The organism is uncultured Metabacillus sp. (assembly GCF_947503125.1).
GTDB lineage: Bacteria > Bacillota > Bacilli > Bacillales > Bacillaceae > Metabacillus.
The window spans coordinates 292,383-311,719 of the sequence record NZ_CANNCR010000001.1; the positions used below are offsets into that span (position 1 = coordinate 292,383).

17 protein-coding genes are annotated in these 19,337 nt (G+C 37.8%); all 17 read left to right on the top strand.

Annotation, left to right across the window (positions count from 1 at the left end; translation table 11 throughout):
• Position 1 precedes the first annotated feature (1 nt).
• The 17 genes from frr (at position 2) to rpsO (ending at position 19,277) form a co-directional block, all read left to right on the top strand.
• Positions 2-559, top strand: a complete 558-nt coding sequence (gene frr, locus Q1B07_RS01440) for a ribosome recycling factor (RefSeq protein ID WP_299090131.1) — start codon at positions 2-4, stop codon at positions 557-559.
• 316 nt (positions 560-875) lie between these two features.
• Entirely contained in the window at positions 876-1,655 is a 780-nt protein-coding gene (locus Q1B07_RS01445) for an isoprenyl transferase (protein WP_299090132.1), read from the top strand.
• 16 nt (positions 1,656-1,671) lie between these two features.
• Positions 1,672-2,466 (top strand): phosphatidate cytidylyltransferase, encoded by a 795-nt coding sequence (locus Q1B07_RS01450; RefSeq protein ID WP_299090133.1) that lies wholly within the window; start codon positions 1,672-1,674, stop codon positions 2,464-2,466.
• Positions 2,467-2,490: 24 nt separating this feature from the next.
• Positions 2,491-3,642 carry a 1-deoxy-D-xylulose-5-phosphate reductoisomerase gene (dxr, locus tag Q1B07_RS01455; RefSeq protein WP_299090135.1) on the top strand — a complete coding sequence of 384 codons (1,152 nt, stop codon included), beginning with the start codon at positions 2,491-2,493 and terminating at the stop codon, positions 3,640-3,642.
• A gap of 16 nt (positions 3,643-3,658) precedes the next feature.
• Positions 3,659-4,918 carry an RIP metalloprotease RseP gene (gene rseP / locus Q1B07_RS01460; protein WP_299090137.1) on the top strand — a complete coding sequence of 420 codons (1,260 nt, stop codon included), beginning with the start codon at positions 3,659-3,661 and terminating at the stop codon, positions 4,916-4,918.
• Between the two features lie 37 nt (positions 4,919-4,955).
• Entirely contained in the window at positions 4,956-6,659 is a 1,704-nt protein-coding gene (locus Q1B07_RS01465; RefSeq protein ID WP_299090138.1) for a proline--tRNA ligase, read from the top strand.
• A gap of 241 nt (positions 6,660-6,900) precedes the next feature.
• Positions 6,901-11,217 (top strand): PolC-type DNA polymerase III, encoded by a 4,317-nt coding sequence (locus Q1B07_RS01470; RefSeq protein ID WP_299090140.1) that lies wholly within the window; start codon positions 6,901-6,903, stop codon positions 11,215-11,217.
• 495 nt (positions 11,218-11,712) lie between these two features.
• A complete protein-coding gene (gene rimP, locus Q1B07_RS01475) occupies positions 11,713-12,186 on the top strand; it encodes a ribosome maturation factor RimP (RefSeq protein ID WP_299090141.1) in 474 nt (157 codons plus the stop codon).
• Between the two features lie 150 nt (positions 12,187-12,336).
• Positions 12,337-13,458, top strand: a complete 1,122-nt coding sequence (gene nusA, locus Q1B07_RS01480) for a transcription termination factor NusA (RefSeq protein ID WP_299090143.1) — start codon at positions 12,337-12,339, stop codon at positions 13,456-13,458.
• Positions 13,459-13,471: 13 nt separating this feature from the next.
• Positions 13,472-13,741 (top strand): YlxR family protein, encoded by a 270-nt coding sequence (locus Q1B07_RS01485; RefSeq protein ID WP_299090144.1) that lies wholly within the window; start codon positions 13,472-13,474, stop codon positions 13,739-13,741.
• Positions 13,742-13,749: 8 nt separating this feature from the next.
• Positions 13,750-14,055 (top strand): YlxQ family RNA-binding protein, encoded by a 306-nt coding sequence (locus Q1B07_RS01490; protein ID WP_299090146.1) that lies wholly within the window; start codon positions 13,750-13,752, stop codon positions 14,053-14,055.
• 19 nt (positions 14,056-14,074) lie between these two features.
• Positions 14,075-16,255 (top strand): translation initiation factor IF-2, encoded by a 2,181-nt coding sequence (gene infB, locus Q1B07_RS01495; RefSeq protein ID WP_299090147.1) that lies wholly within the window; start codon positions 14,075-14,077, stop codon positions 16,253-16,255.
• Positions 16,252-16,530: a DUF503 family protein gene (locus Q1B07_RS01500; RefSeq protein ID WP_299090149.1), complete on the top strand. Its 279-nt coding sequence runs from the start codon at positions 16,252-16,254 to the stop codon at positions 16,528-16,530. Before infB ends, Q1B07_RS01500 begins: the two co-directional genes overlap by 4 nt.
• Positions 16,531-16,545: 15 nt before the next feature.
• A complete protein-coding gene (rbfA, locus tag Q1B07_RS01505; protein WP_299090151.1) occupies positions 16,546-16,902 on the top strand; it encodes a 30S ribosome-binding factor RbfA in 357 nt (118 codons plus the stop codon).
• A gap of 81 nt (positions 16,903-16,983) precedes the next feature.
• Positions 16,984-17,904: a tRNA pseudouridine(55) synthase TruB gene (gene truB / locus Q1B07_RS01510; protein ID WP_299090154.1), complete on the top strand. Its 921-nt coding sequence runs from the start codon at positions 16,984-16,986 to the stop codon at positions 17,902-17,904.
• Positions 17,905-17,935: 31 nt separating this feature from the next.
• Positions 17,936-18,883 (top strand): bifunctional riboflavin kinase/FAD synthetase, encoded by a 948-nt coding sequence (gene ribF / locus Q1B07_RS01515; protein ID WP_299090156.1) that lies wholly within the window; start codon positions 17,936-17,938, stop codon positions 18,881-18,883.
• A 124-nt stretch (positions 18,884-19,007) separates the two neighbouring features.
• Positions 19,008-19,277: a 30S ribosomal protein S15 gene (gene rpsO, locus Q1B07_RS01520; RefSeq protein WP_299090158.1), complete on the top strand. Its 270-nt coding sequence runs from the start codon at positions 19,008-19,010 to the stop codon at positions 19,275-19,277.
• Positions 19,278-19,337: the final 60 nt, after the last annotated feature.

A 19,337-nucleotide genomic window follows, 5' to 3' on the forward strand; every position in this document is an offset into this window, starting at 1 on the left:
CTTGGCTAAACAAGTATTGGCAAACACAAAAGAGAAAATGGAAAAAGCAGTTGCGTCTTTAACTCGTGAATTAGCATCCGTAAGAGCTGGCAGAGCGAGTGCTAACTTATTAGATAAGATATCAGTTGATTATTATGGTGCTCCTACACCGGTTAATCAGCTTGCTTCTATCAGTGTTCCAGAAGCACGTCTTCTTGTTATTCAACCTTATGATAAGTCTATTTTAGGTGATATTGAAAAAGCGATTCTTAAGTCTGACTTAGGCTTAACACCTGCAAATGATGGTTCATTAATTCGTCTTTCTATACCTGCTCTTACAGAAGAAAGACGTAAAGAACTTGTAAAATTAGTGAAAAAATATGCAGAAGATGCAAAAGTTGCCATCCGTAATATTAGACGAGATGGAAACGATGACCTTAAAAAGCTTGAAAAAAATGGCGAAATAACCGAAGATGAATTAAGAAGCAATACAGAAAACGTCCAAAAATTAACGGACGAATACATTATTAAAGTAGATAATGTAGCAAAAGATAAAGAAAAAGAAATCATGGAAGTTTAATTCAAAAGCGGAAGCGCCTTGCTCAGCGACGTAGAAAAAAGAGCACTCCGTATGAGATAAAGGAAACACGAAGAGCGATAGCGATTCGGTGTTGACTTACGCATGCGAGGAGTGTGAAGTTCAATAGTCGCTAGAGCTGGATGTCACGTACGCTAATCCATAGTACAAGGAAATTTATAGTTTCCTAAACAATAAAAAATAGGTACAATAGATATGTGAAAGACCCTCTAATGTTTACAGGGGGTTTTTTTGTTAATACTGTTAACATCATCATGGTAAAAAGAGATCATGAATTATTGGGTGATGGAGGAAACACATGCTCAACATATTAAAAAAGTGGAAAGGAAGTTCTCAAACCACTAAAGAAGAAACGATAGTCAAAGAGGATGTTTTAAAGGGAGAAATACCTGAACACATTGCGATCATTATGGATGGGAATGGAAGATGGGCAAAAAAACGTGCTCTTCCAAGGATTGCGGGACACCATGAGGGAATGAAGGTTGTACGGAGAATTACTAGACAGGCGAATGAACTTGGTGTTAAAGCTCTAACCTTATATGCATTCTCTACTGAAAATTGGAAAAGACCTAAAACAGAAGTTGAATATTTAATGAAGCTGCCCGAAGAATTCTTAAATACCTTCTTACCAGAATTGATAGAGGAAAATGTACAAGTCCGAATTATCGGTGAAAAAAATAGACTACCGGTACATACGTTAAGAGCAGTTGAAAAAGCAATGAGCGACACAGAGAGAAATACTGGACTCATATTAAATTTTGCATTGAATTATGGAAGTCGATCCGAGATTATTTCAGCCGTGCAAAAAATTGCGAATGACATAAAAAACGGGCGAATCGATGAAACGGCAATCAATGAGTCGCTTTTTTCTGAATACTTAATGACAAACCCGCTAAAGGACCCTGATCTATTAATAAGAACAAGTGGTGAAATACGATTAAGTAATTTCATGTTGTGGCAGCTGGCATATACTGAATTTTGGTTTACTGATGTCCTTTGGCCGGATTTCACTGAACAAAACTTACTTGAAGCAATTCACACATATCAACAAAGAGGACGCAGATTTGGCGGCGTATAAAAGGTGATGATGTACAATGAAACAACGAATATTAACTGCAGTATTGGCTGCAGCTATTTTTCTTCCATTCGTTATTTACGGAAAACTTCCGTTTACGATTTTTGTTTATTTATTAGCTACAATTGCTTTACATGAATTATTAAGGATGAAAAAAATCTCGTTGGCTAGTATACCTGGGTTAGTCAGTTTAGTCATTTTATGGGTTCTTTTAATCCCTTCTGCTTATATTGAGATTTTTGTTAAATTTTCTAAAGCGGAATTTGCATTATTAGCTCTGCTTCTGTTATTAACCTATACGGTTGTAACGAAAAATAAGTTTACATTCGATGATGTAGGTTTTGTTGTTATTGCGATTTTTTATTTAGGAATTGGTTTTTATTTTCTAATCGAAACGAGAAACCTTCATCCAAGTGGTCTAGAACTTGTTTTTTATGCATTAATATTGATATGGGTAACTGATTCAGGAGCTTATTTTGTTGGACGTGCAATGGGTAAGAAAAAATTGTGGCCGGAAATCAGTCCCAATAAAACCATTGAAGGTGCAGTCGGAGGCGTAGTCTTTGCAGTAATCTTTTCTTGGATCTACCATTATTTCACAGGGGTACTTGATAATTATCTTGTCGTAACTTTTATGACGATCTTCCTATCAGTCTTTGGTCAAATGGGAGACCTTGTTGAATCTGCACTAAAACGTCACTACCAAGTAAAAGATTCTGGTACCATCCTTCCAGGACACGGAGGAATATTAGACCGTTTCGACAGCTTGTTATTTGTGTTACCATTATTACATTTTTTAAGAATTATTTTTTAAACCGTTTTGATTGGAAGTGACTTTGTGAAAAAAATCAGCTTGTTAGGAGCTACTGGTTCAATTGGAATTCAAACTCTTGACGTGATTGAAGCCCATCAAGAACAATTTAAGCTTGTAGCCATGTCTTTCGGAAGTAATTATCAATCTGGAAGGGAAATCATAAAGAGATTCAAACCTGAATTTGTTGCTGTTAAGGATAAAGAAACATATGAAATCCTTTTACAGGAGTTTTCAAATAATGATGTGAAGTTTGGTTATGGACAAGATGCGCTTATTGAAGCTGCCATTTATGATGGAGTGGAATGTTTAGTCAATGCAGTGGTTGGGAGCGTAGGACTTGTTCCAACGCTAAAAGCTATTGAAAATAATATAACAGTTGCACTAGCAAATAAGGAGACGCTTGTTACCGCAGGGCATTTAGTTACAGAGCATGCCAAAAAATATAAAGTTGATTTATTGCCAGTTGACAGTGAACATTCTGCTATTTTTCAATGCTTACAGGGTGAGAATCCGAAGGCAATCGAGCGTCTGATCGTGACAGCATCCGGCGGGAGCTTTCGTGATAAAAAAAGGGAGGAGCTTGTTGGGGTTACTGTTGAACAAGCTTTGAACCATCCAAACTGGTCGATGGGTGCGAAAATCACGATCGATTCTGCTACGATGATGAATAAAGGGTTAGAAGTGATTGAAGCCCACTGGCTCTTCAATATTTCCTATGAAAAAATCGATGTTTTATTACATAAAGAAAGTATTATACATTCCTTAGTTGAATTTAAAGACAGCAGTGTTCTTGCTCAGCTAGGTACACCAGATATGAGGGTTCCAATTCAGTATGCTTTAACCTATCCAGATAGAATGCCATTAAAAAATTCTAAAAGATTAGAGCTGTGGGAAGTTGGCAAATTACATTTTGAAAAAGCAGATTTTAACAGATTCCGATGCTTAAAATTTGCCTTTGAATCAGGTAAAATAGGAGGAACAATGCCGACTGTTTTAAACGCTGCAAATGAAGTAGCTGTTGCTGCATTTTTACAGGGAGATCTTTCATTCCTTCAGATTGAAGATTGTATTGAAAGAGCGATGGATCATCATGTTAATATCGCCGATCCTTGTTTGGAGCAAATTCAAGAAGTTGATCAACTAACACGTAATTTTGTACAAACATTAATCTCATAAAGGTGGTCATACAAAAATGAATACAGTGATAGCGTTTATCCTCATTTTCGGTGCCCTTGTTTTTTTTCATGAGCTAGGACATCTCATCCTTGCAAATCGTGCCGGCATTTTATGTCGAGAATTCGCGATTGGATTTGGTCCAAAGATTCTCTCTTTTAAAAAGAATGAAACAGTCTATACCATTCGTTTATTGCCTATTGGCGGATTTGTAAGAATGGCCGGCGAGGATCCTGAAGTGATTGAGGTAAAGCCTGGTCATAATGTAGGCTTGCTTTTTAACCAAGAGAATAAGGTTGAAAAGATTATTTTAAATAATAAAGAAAAATATCCTCAGGCACGCATCATTGAAGTGGAGAATGTTGATTTAGAGCATAGCATGTTTATATCCGGCTATGAGCATGGGGAAGAAGAGTTTATCAAGCGATTTGAAGTTAGTGAAACGTTATACTTTATTGTAGATGGTCAGGAGGTTCAAATAGCTCCGTATAACCGTCAATTCCAGTCAAAAACAGTTGGACAGAGAATTGCAGCTATTTTTGCAGGGCCATTCATGAATTTTTTACTTGCGTTTGTCATTTTGTTTGCACTAGGCTTAATTCAAGGAGCTCCTGTCAATGATCCAAGATTAGGAGAGTTAACAAGTGACGGTTCTGCAAAGGAAGCTGGGCTGATGGAAGGCGATGTTATTCAGTCAATTGATGGACAGCCTACATCCACTTGGGAAGAGGTTGTTACCATTATTCGTGATAATCCTGAAAAAGAACTAACCTTTGAAGTAGAACGTGATGGAGATATTCTTACCTTTGAAGTTGTTCCAGAATCAACGAAAGTAGGCGAACAAACGATGGGGAGAATTGGTGCCTATAATCCGGTAGATAAATCGTTTGGAAGCTCGTTAAAATATGGCTTTGTCGAAACTTATACATGGACAAAGGAAATATTAATCGGATTTGGTCATTTGGTGACCGGCCAATTTTCAATTGATATGCTCTCAGGTCCAGTGGGGATTTATGATATTACAGACCAAGTTGCAGAATCTGGAACAATCAATTTGCTAAGATGGGCAGCATTATTAAGCATCAATTTAGGAATTGTCAATCTATTACCGATTCCTGCATTAGACGGAGGCCGCCTGTTGTTCTTATTTATTGAAGCACTTCGAGGAAAGCCAATTGATCGGCAAAAAGAAGGAATTGTTCATTTTATTGGCTTCTCGTTATTAATGCTGTTGATGCTTGTAGTGACCTGGAATGATATTCAACGTTTATTCCTTTAAAAAATAAAAAGTTTGAGATAAAATAGAGGTGCTCGTTATGAAACAAAGTATGACGTTTATTCCTACCCTTAGAGAAGTTCCAGCTGATGCTGAAGTAAAAAGCCATCAGCTTATGCTGCGGGCAGGGTTTATTAGACAAAACACAAGTGGTGTTTACAGCTATTTACCTTTGGCACAAAAAGTATTAAAGAAAATTGAAGCAATTGTCCGAGAAGAAATGGAAAAAGCCGGTGCAGCAGAATTATTAATGCCAGCTCTCCAACAAGCAGAATTATGGCAGGAATCTGGCCGCTGGTATTCCTATGGCCCAGAGCTAATGAGATTGCATGATCGCCATAACCGCGAGTTCGCATTAGGTGCAACACATGAGGAAATGATTACCAGCTTGATCCGTGATGAGGTTAAATCATATAAACGACTTCCGCTTGCCTTATATCAAATTCAGACGAAATTCCGTGATGAAAAGCGTCCCCGTTTTGGTATATTGCGCGGACGTGAATTTATTATGAAGGACGCCTATTCGTTCCATGCAACATCGGAGAGTCTGGATGAAGGTTATGAAAAAATGTTTACAGCCTATCAAAATATTTTCACGCGTTGTTCACTAGATTTCAGAGCTGTTATTGCAGATTCCGGGGCTATGGGTGGAACTGATACCCATGAATTTATGGTGTTATCAGATATCGGTGAAGATACGATTGCTTATTCCGATACGTCACAATATGCAGCAAATATTGAAATGGCGCCAGTTATTACTACGTATGAAAAAAGTACTGAAGAGCTGGTGGATTTAGAAAAAATTGAAACTCCTAATCAAAAGTCAATTGAAGAAATCACAGATTTTCTACAGGTATCAAAGGAAGAGTGTATCAAATCTGTGCTGTTCAAGGTTGATGATCGTTTTGTTTTAGTGCTTGTACGTGGAGACCATGAAGTTAATGATATAAAAGTAAAGAATCTCTTTGGAGCATCGGTTGTTGAACTAGCTGAACCAGAAGATACGAAGACGGTGATGAATTGTGCGCCTGGCTTTATTGGCCCTATAAATGTATCTGAAAGTGTTGAAGTGATTGCAGATCATGCTGTTGCTGCAATTGTAAACGGAGTTTGCGGAGCAAATGAGGAACAATTCCATTATAAAGGGGTTAACATTGCACGAGATGCGGCTGTGTCGCAATTTGCTGATCTCCGTTTTATCCAAGAAGGGGACAAATCTCCAGATGGTGAAGGTATCATTAAATTTGCCAAAGGAATCGAAGTTGGACATGTATTTAAGCTTGGTACTAGATACAGTGAAGCAATGAATGCTACCTTCCTGGATGAAAATGGCCGTACACAGCCAATGATTATGGGTTGTTATGGTATTGGGGTTTCAAGAACATTAGCTGCCATCATCGAACAGCATCATGATGAAAATGGTATTGTATGGCCAGAAGCTGTGGCACCATTTCAAATTCATGTAATTCCAGTAAATATGAAAAATGATTCACAAAGGAATTTATCAGAGAAGCTTTATCAAGAACTTTACCAAAACGGATACGAAGTTTTGCTTGATGATCGTGGGGAACGTGTTGGTGTTAAATTTGCTGACTCTGATTTAATTGGTCTTCCTGTTCGGATAACCGTTGGTAAAAAAGCGGAAGAAGGCATTGTTGAAGTGAAGATTCGTAAAACAGGTGAATCATTTGAAGTTACCGTTGAAGAGCTTTATGATAAAGTGAAGCAAATTCTTGGCAACTAAAAAAGGTTACAGTAAGCTGCAAAGCATGATAAAATAATACAAGTGTAATACCGTGAAGAGGCTGACTCGAAAAAATAGACATGACTTTATATACACTCGTTGTTTATAAATCCTTGTCTATTACAGGAGGCAGCCTCTTCAATTGTGATAACGATTATCCAAAAAGTAACATGAGTTAAATCATTTACGTATTTTACTAGAAACCATGAAACGAAATTAGTAGTGGGGGAGGGGAAAGATAATGGGCACTGATCAGACTAACCAAATCGAACGATTTCAACTACTGCTTCAGCAGATAAACTTAACTGAAGATGCAGCAGTTGTCCATTTTAGAAACGGTACAATTGCCAAGTTGACCGTTCATAAACAAACAAAAAAATGGCATTTCCATTTTCAGTTTGAAAAAATTCTTCCTTTTGATGTGTATCAGCTGTTTCACAGCAAACTAGTCAAGGCATTTTCTCATATTGCAGATGTTACATTTACAATTGAATCAAGGGATCAGACTTTCGATGAAAAATTGATCCAGGATTATTGGTCAATTTGTATTCAGCAAATGGACGGGATATCACCGCCAATGCTTGCCCTTTTAAATGAGCAAACACCATCTGTACAAGGAGTAAAGGTCATCGTTAAAACGAAGAACGATACCGAAGCTTTAACAATCAAACGAAAATATGCACCGCTAATTCAAGCGAGCTTCCAGCAGCTCGGGTTTCCGATTTTTCAGTTGGATACAACTGTGGCCGTAACAGAAGAGGAAATTAAGAAATTTAATGAACAAAAGCTGCTGGAAGATAAGGAAAGAGGCTTGCAGGCACTCGTAGATATGGAGAATGCTGACAAGGAAGAAGCTAATCCAACTGAAATAACGGGTCCATTGACAATCGGTTATACGATTAAAAATGATGAGGAAATTAGAACGCTTGCTTCTATAGAGGATGAAGAAAGAAGGATTGCAATTCAGGGATATGTGTTCCATGCTGAAACAAAAGAGTTAAGAAGTGGACGAACACTCCTCACATTTAAAATTACCGATTATACAAGTTCCATTCTCGTTAAAATGTTTGCGCGAGATAAAGAGGATGCGGGATTGGTACAAGCTGTAAAAAAAGGTATGTGGCTTAAGGTGCGAGGGAGTATTCAAAATGACACCTTTGTTAGAGACTTGGTGATGATTGCAAATGATATCAATGAAGTAAAAGCAATTGAGCGAATTGATCAATCACCTGAAAATGAAAAACGGGTTGAGCTCCATCTTCACTCACCAATGAGTCAAATGGATGCCGTAACATCAGTTAGCAAGTATATTGAACAAGCTAAAAAATGGGGCCATAAGGCAATTGCTCTAACCGACCATGCAGTTGTTCAATCCTTTCCTGAAGCCTTTTCAGCAGGAAAGAAAAACGGCATAAAGGTGTTATACGGAGTCGAAATTAATTTAGTAGATGACGGAGTACCGATTGCATACAACGATGATAATCGGTATTTACCTGAAGAAACCTATGTTGTTTTTGACGTGGAGACAACTGGTCTTTCTGCCGTATATGATACGATCATTGAATTGGCTGCTGTAAAGGTGCGCGGCGGGGAAATCATTGACCGTTTTGAATCATTTGCAAATCCCCATCATCCATTATCGGCGACGACCATTGATTTAACCGGGATAACCGATGATATGGTTAGAGATGCACCAAATGTCGATGAGGTGTTGCGTAAATTTAGGGATTGGATCGCAAATGATATTTTAGTCGCACACAATGCCAGCTTTGATATGGGATTTATTAATGTAGGCTTTAAGAAGCTACTTGGTGAAGAAAATGCTAAAAACCCTGTAATTGATACATTGGAGCTGGGAAGGTTCTTGTATCCTGAATTAAAAAATCATCGACTAAATACTCTTTGTAAAAGATTTGATATTGAATTAACCCAGCACCACAGAGCGATCTATGATGCTGAAGCAACGGGATATTTGCTTATTAAGATGTTAAACGATGCCGAAGAAAAGGGCATTGTCTACCATAACCAGTTTAATGACAATATGGGTAAGGGGAATGCCTATCAAAGGTCACGTCCATACCACGCAACAGTTCTTGCCATAAATGAAAAGGGCTTGAAAAACTTATTTAAACTCGTATCCATCTCTCATATCGAGTATTTTTACCGGGTCCCGCGAGTTCCGCGGTCTGTTCTAAATAAATTTAGAGAAGGTTTAATTGTTGGGTCTGCGTGTGACAAGGGTGAGGTCTTTGAAGGGATGATGCAAAAATCTCCTGAAGAAGTTGAAGAGATTGCTGCTTATTATGATTATCTAGAGGTCCATCCATTAGAGGTTTACCATCATCTTATTCAATTAGACTATGTGAAGGATGAACATGCCCTGCAAGAAATTGTTACGAATATTATAAAGCTTGGTGACAAACTGGAAAAACCGGTTGTTGCAACAGGAAATGTCCATTATTTAAATCCGGTTGATAAAATTTACCGAAAAATATTAATCAGTTCTCAAGGTGGTGCCAATCCGCTAAATCGTCATGAACTGCCAAATGTTCATTTTCGCACAACCGATGAAATGCTTAATTGTTTCTCGTTCCTTGGAAAAGATAAAGCAAAGGAAATTGTCATAGAGAATCCAAATAAAATTGCCGATATAATTGAAGAAATTAAACCGATTAAAGATGATCTTTACACACCTAAAATTGAAGGTGCAGATGAAGAAATACGGGCAATGAGCTATTCAAGGGCAAAAAGCATTTATGGAGAGAATCTTCCTGAGATTGTCGAAGCACGATTAGAGAAAGAGTTAAAAAGTATCATTGGTCATGGGTTTGCCGTTATCTATCTTATTTCACATAAGCTCGTTAAAAAATCACTTGATGATGGGTATCTCGTTGGTTCACGTGGTTCTGTCGGTTCATCATTTGTTGCAACCATGACGGAAATCACAGAGGTAAATCCGCTGCCACCACATTATGTTTGCCCTGATTGTAAGCACTCAGAGTTTTTTAATGATGGTTCTGTCGGCTCAGGCTTTGATTTACCTAATAAAGAATGCCCGAATTGCGGGGCGCAATACCAAAAAGATGGACATGATATTCCTTTCGAAACCTTCCTTGGCTTTAAAGGGGATAAAGTTCCGGATATCGATTTGAACTTTTCAGGTGAATATCAACCTACCGCCCACAACTATACAAAGGTCCTTTTCGGTGAGGACAATGTTTATCGTGCAGGAACAATTGGTACAGTTGCAGAAAAAACTGCCTATGGTTATGTAAAAGGCTATGCAAATGATCATAATCTCACCTTAAGAGGAGCAGAGATAGATCGTCTTGTTCAAGGTTGTACAGGGGTGAAAAGGACAACAGGGCAGCATCCTGGAGGAATTATTGTTGTCCCTGATTATATGGACATCTATGATTTTTCCCCGATTCAATATCCTGCTGATGCAACAGGATCTGAATGGCGGACGACTCATTTTGATTTCCATTCCATTCATGATAACTTATTGAAGCTTGACATCCTTGGACACGATGATCCGACCGTCATTCGTATGCTTCAAGATCTGAGCGGCATCGATCCAAAAACAATTCCGACAGATGACCCAGAGGTTATGAAAATATTCAGCGGTACCGAGTCATTAGGTGTCAAAGAGGAACAAATAATGTGTAAAACAGGGACCCTTGGAATTCCAGAGTTTGGTACGCGATTTGTTAGGCAGATGCTTGAAGATACAAAACCAACAACCTTCTCTGAACTTGTCCAAATTTCAGGACTCTCGCATGGTACTGATGTATGGCTAGGAAATGCACAAGAATTAATTCACAATAATATTTGTACACTAAGCGAAGTTATCGGTTGTCGTGACGACATCATGGTTTATCTTATCTATCAAGGTCTAGAACCTTCTTTCGCCTTCAAAATTATGGAGTCTGTCCGTAAAGGAAAAGGGCTGACTGAAGAGATGGAAGAAGAAATGAAAAAGCAGGAAGTACCAGCCTGGTATATCGACTCTTGCTTGAAAATAAAATATATGTTTCCTAAGGCGCATGCGGCAGCATATGTTTTAATGGCTGTTAGGATTGCTTATTTTAAAGTACATCTTCCATTACTCTATTACGCAGCATATTTTACTGTTCGTGCTGATGATTTTGATATCGAAACTATGGTAAAAGGGTCCACTTCTATTCGGGCCAAAATCGAAGAAATTAATCAAAAGGGATTGGATGCTGCCCCTAAAGAAAAAAGCTTACTAACCGTTTTAGAATTAGCGTTAGAGATGTGTGAACGAGGATTTAGCTTTCAAAAAGTAGACCTTTACAGATCTAGTGCAACAGACTTTATTATTGATGGGAATAGCTTGATTCCGCCATTTAATTCTATTCCTGGCTTAGGAACAAATGCAGCATTAAATATTGTGAAAGCTAGAAAAGATGGAGAATTTTTATCAAAAGAAGATTTACAGCAACGAGGAAAGGTATCAAAAACAATTCTTGAATATCTTGATACACAAGGCTGTTTAGATGAACTGCCAGATCAAAACCAGTTATCGCTATTCTAATTTGCATAAAAATGACGGTTATGTTATGCTTTATTTGGAAATGCTAACGATAAGCAGAGGAAAAGAGTGGGGAAACCCACTCTTTCGTATTGTAATCGTCCTCGCAATTCGGATAGTGTAGTACATACCATTCCCTGCTCAAAAGGCAGGGTTTTTCAGCAATTAAAAAGGAATTAAAAACTGCTGTTTTAGTCGCAGAAGCTTGTATTTCTAAAATAAAAAGTTATTGAACTTAGTTTTAGTGTCTAGCTACAGCGCCTAGCGATTAATGAACTTCACACTCCTCGCATGCGTAAGTCAACATCGAATCGCTCTCGCTCTTCTTGTTTCCTTTGCCGCACTTTAACGTGCAGTATTGGAGAGAAAAGGTATAGCAGTATGTGTTGACAACACTGCCCGTAAAGGTCTGATAAGTCTCGCTTTATCTCATACGGAGTGATCCAGTTCATAAGTCGCTGAGCAGGCGCTTCCGCTTTTCTTATAAGGAGGAAGAGAATGAGCAAAAGAGTTACGGAAATTGTCGAACAATTAGTTACACCAATTTTAGATGAAATGAAATTGGAATTAGTCGACATTGAATATGTGAAGGAAGGCTCTAATTGGTTTCTTCGATTATTTGTTGATTCCGAGACAGGTATTGATATCGAAGAATGTGGAATCGTAAGTGAGCGATTAAGCGAAAAGCTTGATGAATTAGATCCTATTCCACATAATTACTTTTTAGAGGTATCATCACCAGGTGCGGAGAGACCGCTAAAAAAAGAAGATGACTTCAAAAAAGCAATAGGAAAACATGTCCATATAAAAACATATGAACCAATTAATGGAGAAAAGACCTTAGAAGGTGTCTTAGCTGATTTTGACGGTCAAACGGTTACAGTTACAGTAACGGTAAAGACTAGAAAAAAACAGGTTGAAATCCCTTATGAGAAAGTGGCCAAAGCAAGATTAGCCGTCACATTCAACTAATGAAATTGTTATCTCCAGGGATCTGACTTACAAATCCGCTCACGGTCACAATATCTTGCGAATGAATCATTCTTATCATTATCTAAAAGAAGTATGGAGAAGCAAATAGAAATTTTATTTAGCTAATTTTTTAAGGGGGAAGCCGTTGAAATGAGTAGTGAATTATTAGATGCCTTAACGATATTGGAAAAGGAAAAGGGCATTAGCAAGGAAGTTATTATTGAAGCAATTGAAGCTGCATTAATCTCTGCTTATAAACGAAATTTTAATCAAGCGCAAAATGTACGCGTTGATTTAAATCGTGAAACAGGCACCATGAGGGTTTTTGCAAGAAAAGATGTTGTTGAAGAGGTTTATGATCCTCGTCTTGAAATCTCCCTTAGTGAGGCACAAGGAATCAATCCTAATTATATGTTAAATGATGTCATTGAAATGGAGGTTACACCAAAGGATTTCGGCCGGATTGCAGCGCAAACTGCTAAACAGGTTGTTACCCAACGTGTTCGTGAAGCTGAACGTGGTGTTATCTACAGCGAATTTATTGACCGTGAAGAAGATATTATGACAGGAATCGTTCAACGCATTGATTCAAAATTTATCTATGTGAGCTTAGGAAAAATCGAGGCATTATTACCTGTAAGTGAGCAAATGCCAAACGAAACGTATAAGCCGCATGATCGGATTAAAGTTTTTATTACAAAGGTAGAAAAAACAACAAAAGGTCCGCAAATTTTCGTATCAAGAACACATCCAGGTCTTTTAAAAAGGTTGTTTGAAATTGAAGTTCCGGAAATCTATGATGGAACAGTTGAAATTAAATCCGTTTCTCGTGAAGCAGGGGATCGCTCTAAAATTTCTGTTCATTCCGATAATCCCGAAGTTGATCCGGTTGGTTCATGTGTGGGACCTAAGGGCCAACGCGTACAAGCAATTGTAAATGAATTAAAAGGGGAAAAAATTGATATTGTCCGCTGGTCAGAGGATCCGATCGAATTTGTTGCTAATGCTTTAAGTCCTTCTAAAGTAGTGGAGGTTCTTGTCAATGAAGAAGAAAAAGCGACAACGGTCATTGTTCCTGACTATCAATTATCTTTAGCAATCGGTAAGCGCGGACAAAATGCACGTCTTGCTGCTAAACTTACCGGTTGGAAAATAGATATTAAAAGCGAATCAGATGCTGAAAAAGCCGGGATTTATCCGCTTCAATCATCTGGATCCGATATTGATGATGAACCACTTTTAACAAGTGTAAATGATGAGCTTGCTGAATAAGAGGTGAAATCACATGAACAATCGCAAAATTCCTTTACGTAAATGTGTTGTAACAGGGGAAATGAAAGCAAAAAAAGAATTAATCCGTGTTGTTCGCTCTAAAGAAGGCGATGTTTCTATCGACCTGACCGGCAAAAAAAATGGACGCGGTGCATATATCACACTCGATAAGGAGTGTATTCTCCAAGCAAAAAAGAAAAACACACTTGCTAATCATTTAAAGGCAAATATTGAAGATTCAGTTTACGAAGAGCTTCTTCAATTGGCGGAGAAGGAGAAATAATCGATAACATGAAACAGCAGCAACAATGGACGTCCTTATTGGGCTTAGCAAATCGAGCACGAAAAGTTATTTCAGGAGAGGAACTAGTTGTAAAAGAGGTTCGGCTAAAACGGGCTAAGCTTGTTCTTCTTTCTCAGGATGCATCTGCTAACACAATGAAAAAGGTAACAGATAAATGTAAGTTTTATCAGGTCCCCTTTATGATAGTAGAAAATCGCTACCAGTTAGGTCAAGCAATTGGTAAAGAAGCGAGAGTCGTTGTAGCGATAAATGATGCAGGCTTTGCTGCAAAGTTAAAAACCTTGCTCGATTAATATTCTTGGGGGTGAACGTATGACAAAAATGCGAGTATATGAATATGCAAAACAAACAAATGTATCTAGTAAAGACATTATTTCTACGTTAAAAGAGATGAATGTAGAGGTTAACAATCACATGTCAACAATTGAAGATGATGTGATTATTAAGCTTGACAAAAAATTCAAAACAGCAAATCAAGAGAAAAAAAATAATGAATCAAATCAGAAACTGGGGAAACAAGTGAATAAAACAAAACAAAATAATACAGAAAATGTCAGATCAAATAATGGAGAAAAACCTGCTAAAAACAAATCACTAAAGCATACTCCAAATCATTCAAATAACAAAAAGCAAAATCAACCAACTAATCAACCTTCTAACCAATACAAAGGCAAGAAAAATAATAAGAAAAATAAAGGGAATTTCCAACAGCAGGCACAGCCTAAACCTAAAAAGGAACTGCCAAGCAAAATTACATTTACAGGCAGTTTGACAGTAGGTGAATTAGCATCAAAGCTTGGTAAAGAACCTTCTGAAATTATTAAAAAGCTGCTTCTCCTAGGCACAATGGCCACAATTAATCAGGAGCTTGATAAAGATTCAATTGAATTAATTGCCGGTGAGTATGGTGTCGAAGTAGAGGAAGAAATTGTATTTGAAAAAACAGAATTTGAAAAATATGAAGAAAAAGATCGTGAAGAGGATCTTCAGCTTCGACCTGCGGTTGTAACGATCATGGGTCATGTTGACCATGGTAAAACAACACTTCTTGATTCAATCAGAAATACAAAAGTAACTGAGGGAGAAGCTGGCGGAATCACTCAGCATATTGGTGCCTATCAAATCGTTGCGAATGATCAAAAAATTACGTTCCTTGATACACCAGGACATGCTGCGTTCACAACAATGCGTGCTCGCGGTGCTCAAGTAACAGATATTACGATCCTAGTTGTTGCAGCAGATGACGGAGTAATGCCGCAAACAATAGAAGCGATAAATCATGCCAAAGCTGCTGAAGTGCCTATTATTGTTGCCGTAAATAAAATTGATAAGCCAACAGCAAATCCTGATCGTGTTATGCAGGAATTAACAGAACATGGTCTAGTACCAGAGGCTTGGGGTGGAGATACTATCTTTGTACCTGTCTCTGCACTAACAGGTCAAGGACTTGATGAGCTTCTAGAAATGATCCTATTGGTGACGGAAGTTGAAGAGCTTAAAGCAAATCCAAACAGACGAGCAACTGGTACAGTAATTGAAGCGCAATTAGATAAAGGCCGCGGTTCAGTAGCAACACTACTTGTACAAAACGGTACTCTTCGAGTTGGTGACCCAATTGTAGTAGGTAATACCTATGGACGTGTTCGTGCAATGGTAAATGATATTGGCCGTCGTGTTAAAGAGGCTGCACCATCAACACCTGTTGAAATTACAGGTTTAAATGATGTACCTTTAGCTGGGGATCAATTTATGGTATTTGAAGATGAGAAACAAGCACGTCAAGTAGGTGAAGCAAGAGCGCAAAAGCAGCTTGATGCTCAACGAAGTGAAGGCTCAAAACTAAGCCTAGATGACTTGTTTGAACAAATTAAACAAGGTGAAATTAAAGACATTAATTTAATTGTGAAAGCAGATGTCCAAGGTTCTGTTGAAGCCTTGACTGCAGCTTTACAAAAAATTGATGTTGAAGGTGTTCGCGTAAAAATTATCCATACTGGTGTAGGTGCGATAACTGAGTCTGATATTATCCTTGCAGCTGCTTCAAATGCAATTGTCATTGGCTTTAATGTCCGCCCTGATAGTGGTGCGAAGAAAACAGCAGACGTTGAAGAAGTTGATATTCGTTTACACCGTATTATCTACAAGGTTATTGAAGAAATTGAATCGGCAATGAAAGGAATGCTTGACCCTGAATTTGAAGAAAAAGTGATCGGTCAAGTTGAGATTCGCCAAACATTTAAAGTATCTAAAATCGGTACAATTGCAGGAGCATACGTAACAGAAGGTAAAATCACCCGTGACAGTGGGATAAGATTAATCCGTGATGGAATAGTCATTTATGAGGGTGAAATTGATACATTGAAACGCTTCAAAGACGATGTAAAAGAAGTTGCGCGCAACTATGAATGTGGAATCACAATTAAAAACTTTAATGATATTAAAGAAGGCGATATTATTGAAGCATTTGTGATGGAGGAAATCGAACGTAAATGATCGGATATGTAGAGTGTGAATGCATGATTTATGACTCACATTCATTAAAAGATAAAAGATCTGTCTTACAAAGAGTATTAACAAGAACCAAACAAAAGTATAATGTGTCAATATCAGAAATTGACTTTCAGGATACATGGCAGCATACAAAATTTGGAATTGTTGCCGTAAGTTCCAATAAGGTTCAAACTGAAAGGGAATTGCAAAGGGTATTGCAATTCATCGATTCCTTTCCTGAAATTGAAAGAACTGTTACTTCGTTTGAATGGTTTTAATGAAGAGGTGATGACATGAGCTTAAGAGCAAACCGTGTCGGCGAACAAATGAAAAAAGAATTGGGCGATATTATCGGCCGAAAAATAAAGGACCCGCGTATTGGCTTTGTGACAGTAACAGATGTAAATGTATCTGGTGATCTCCAAATTGCAAAGGTGTATATCTCTGTATTGGGAGACGAAGAACAAAGACAAAACACACTAAAAGGGTTAGCAAAGGCAAAAGGCTTTATTCGTTCTGAAATCGGACAGCGCATTCGACTAAGAAAAACGCCTGAAATTCAATTTGAATTTGATGAATCAATCGATTACGGAAATCGTATTGAGACACTTATTCATGAGTTAAATGTTCAAAATAAAGAGGAGGAATAACTCCTTTTTTAAAGGGATAGACACCTTCGTCTATCCCTTTCTGTATGTAAAAATGAAAAGATGCCCTAGGAGGTCTTTTAAATGGAAGGTGTGCTATTATTAAATAAACCAGTTGGCATGACATCCCATGACTGTGTTGCAAAGATGCGCAGGCTTGCTAAAACGAAAAAAGTGGGTCATACGGGTACACTTGACCCGGATGTAACAGGTGTATTGCCAATTTGTCTGGGAAAAGCAACGAAAATTGTTGAATATTTAACAGCAGCTTCAAAGACATATGAAGCTGAAATAACGATTGGTTATTCTACAACAACGGAAGATGCTTCAGGTGAAGAAGTTGTAAGAAAACCTGTAAATCCACCTATTTTAAAAGAAGAGATTGAACGGGTTTTAAATGCGATGGTTGGTACGATCGAGCAAATACCACCGATGTATTCTGCTGTAAAAGTGAACGGAAAAAAGCTCTATGAGTATGCTCGAGCGGGTATTGAGGTGGAAAGACCAGCACGAAAGATTACAATTACTGAACTAGTGCTTATAAGTGGCATTACGAACGATGCCGGTTTAACTAAATTCAAGTTCCGTGTCACTTGTTCAAAAGGTACATACGTTCGGACGTTGGCTGTCATGATCGGCGAAAGACTTGGATATCCGGCGCATATGTCACATCTTATTCGTACGAAATCCGGGCAATTTGATTTGTCCAATTGTTTAACCTTTGAGCAAATCGAAGCTGCAATCGAAAAAGGTACACTTCAACGTGAATTATTGACAATTGGTCAGGCATTAAAAGATTTGCCGAATCTAGTTATCCATGATACGCTAGCAGAGAAAGTTAAAAATGGAGCAGTACTTGAATTGCCTGAAACATTTCAAGACATTAAAGCAGGCTCTCCTATTGCCATTTATGCTGAGGATGGCCGCTGTATTGCTATCTATTCTAAGCACCCTGCCAAGGATTATCTAATGAAGCCTGTGAAGGTGCTATATAATGAAACTTAATATGTTATAAGTGAGAAAAGGTGAAGTGACCGTGAAACTAATAAAACTGTCTCAACCACATCATTTTAACAAAGATGATTTTGATGAAATGGTGCTTGCATTGGGGTATTTTGATGGAGTTCATAAAGGACATCAAAAAGTAATCCTAAAAGCAAAAGAGATTGCTGATCGACTTGGGAGGAAAAGTGCAGTCATGACCTTTAATCCCCATCCACTTGTTGTCCTGCGAAACCAAAAGGAAATTGATTATATTACACCTCTTGAAGAAAAAATACATTTAATTAGTCAATTAAATGTGGATATTTTATTTGTTGTAGAATTTACAAAGGAGTTTGCAGCTTTATTGCCACAGCAATTTGTTGATGACTATATTATCAACTTAAATGTTAAGCATGTTGTTGCAGGCTTTGATTTTACATATGGCCACTTAGGAAAGGGTACGATGGAAACAATGCCATTCCATTCCAGGGAGCAATTTTTGCAAACAACTGTAGAAAAGCAAACTGACCGTGATCGTAAAATTAGCTCCTCGCTCATACGGGAGGTTATTAGAAGCGGTGATGTTTCATATGCACATAATCTTCTCGGAAGACCTCATACTGTTACCGGTACAGTTATTCATGGTGATAAACGGGGGAGAACAATCGGTTTTCCTACAGCAAATATAGATGTCCCTGATATATATTTAATGCCTCCAACAGGTGTTTATGCGGTTTCTGCTTTAATTAATGGCCAAGAATATAAAGGAATGTGCAATATTGGCTACAAGCCTACGTTTAATAAAGAAAAAGCTGCTAAACCAAGCATAGAAGTGCATATTTTTGATTTCCAACAGGACATATATGATCAAACTATCTCAATATCATGGTTTAAACGTATAAGAAGTGAACAAAAGTTTAATAATGTTGAGGAGCTAATCAGTCAAATTGCGAAAGACAAAGCGGCAGTTGAACAATTCTTTGGACAAAAAACCGTTTAGTCCTTGCAATTTGCTTGGAAAAATAGTATTCTAATGGATGTAACTTAAAACCATTGCTTGGCAAATCGATTCACCAACGTTTGCTCGGTAATTGGGGTTTTTTGAAATTAAGGAGGTGAAAAGGATGGCTATCACACAAGAACGTAAAAACGAACTAATTGCTACTTATAGAACACATGAATCTGATACTGGTTCACCAGAGGTTCAAATTGCTATCCTTACTGAGGACATCAATAACTTAAATGATCACTTACGTGTTCACAAAAAAGACCACCACTCTCGTCGCGGTCTATTAAAAATGGTAGGTAAACGTCGTAACTTACTAACTTACCTACGTAATAAGGACGTAACTCGTTATCGTGAGTTAATCAACAAGCTTGGTTTACGTCGATAATACCTTTAAAAGCGGGATTTTTCCCGCTTTTTTAGTGTATTTAAATATAAATAGGCAAAA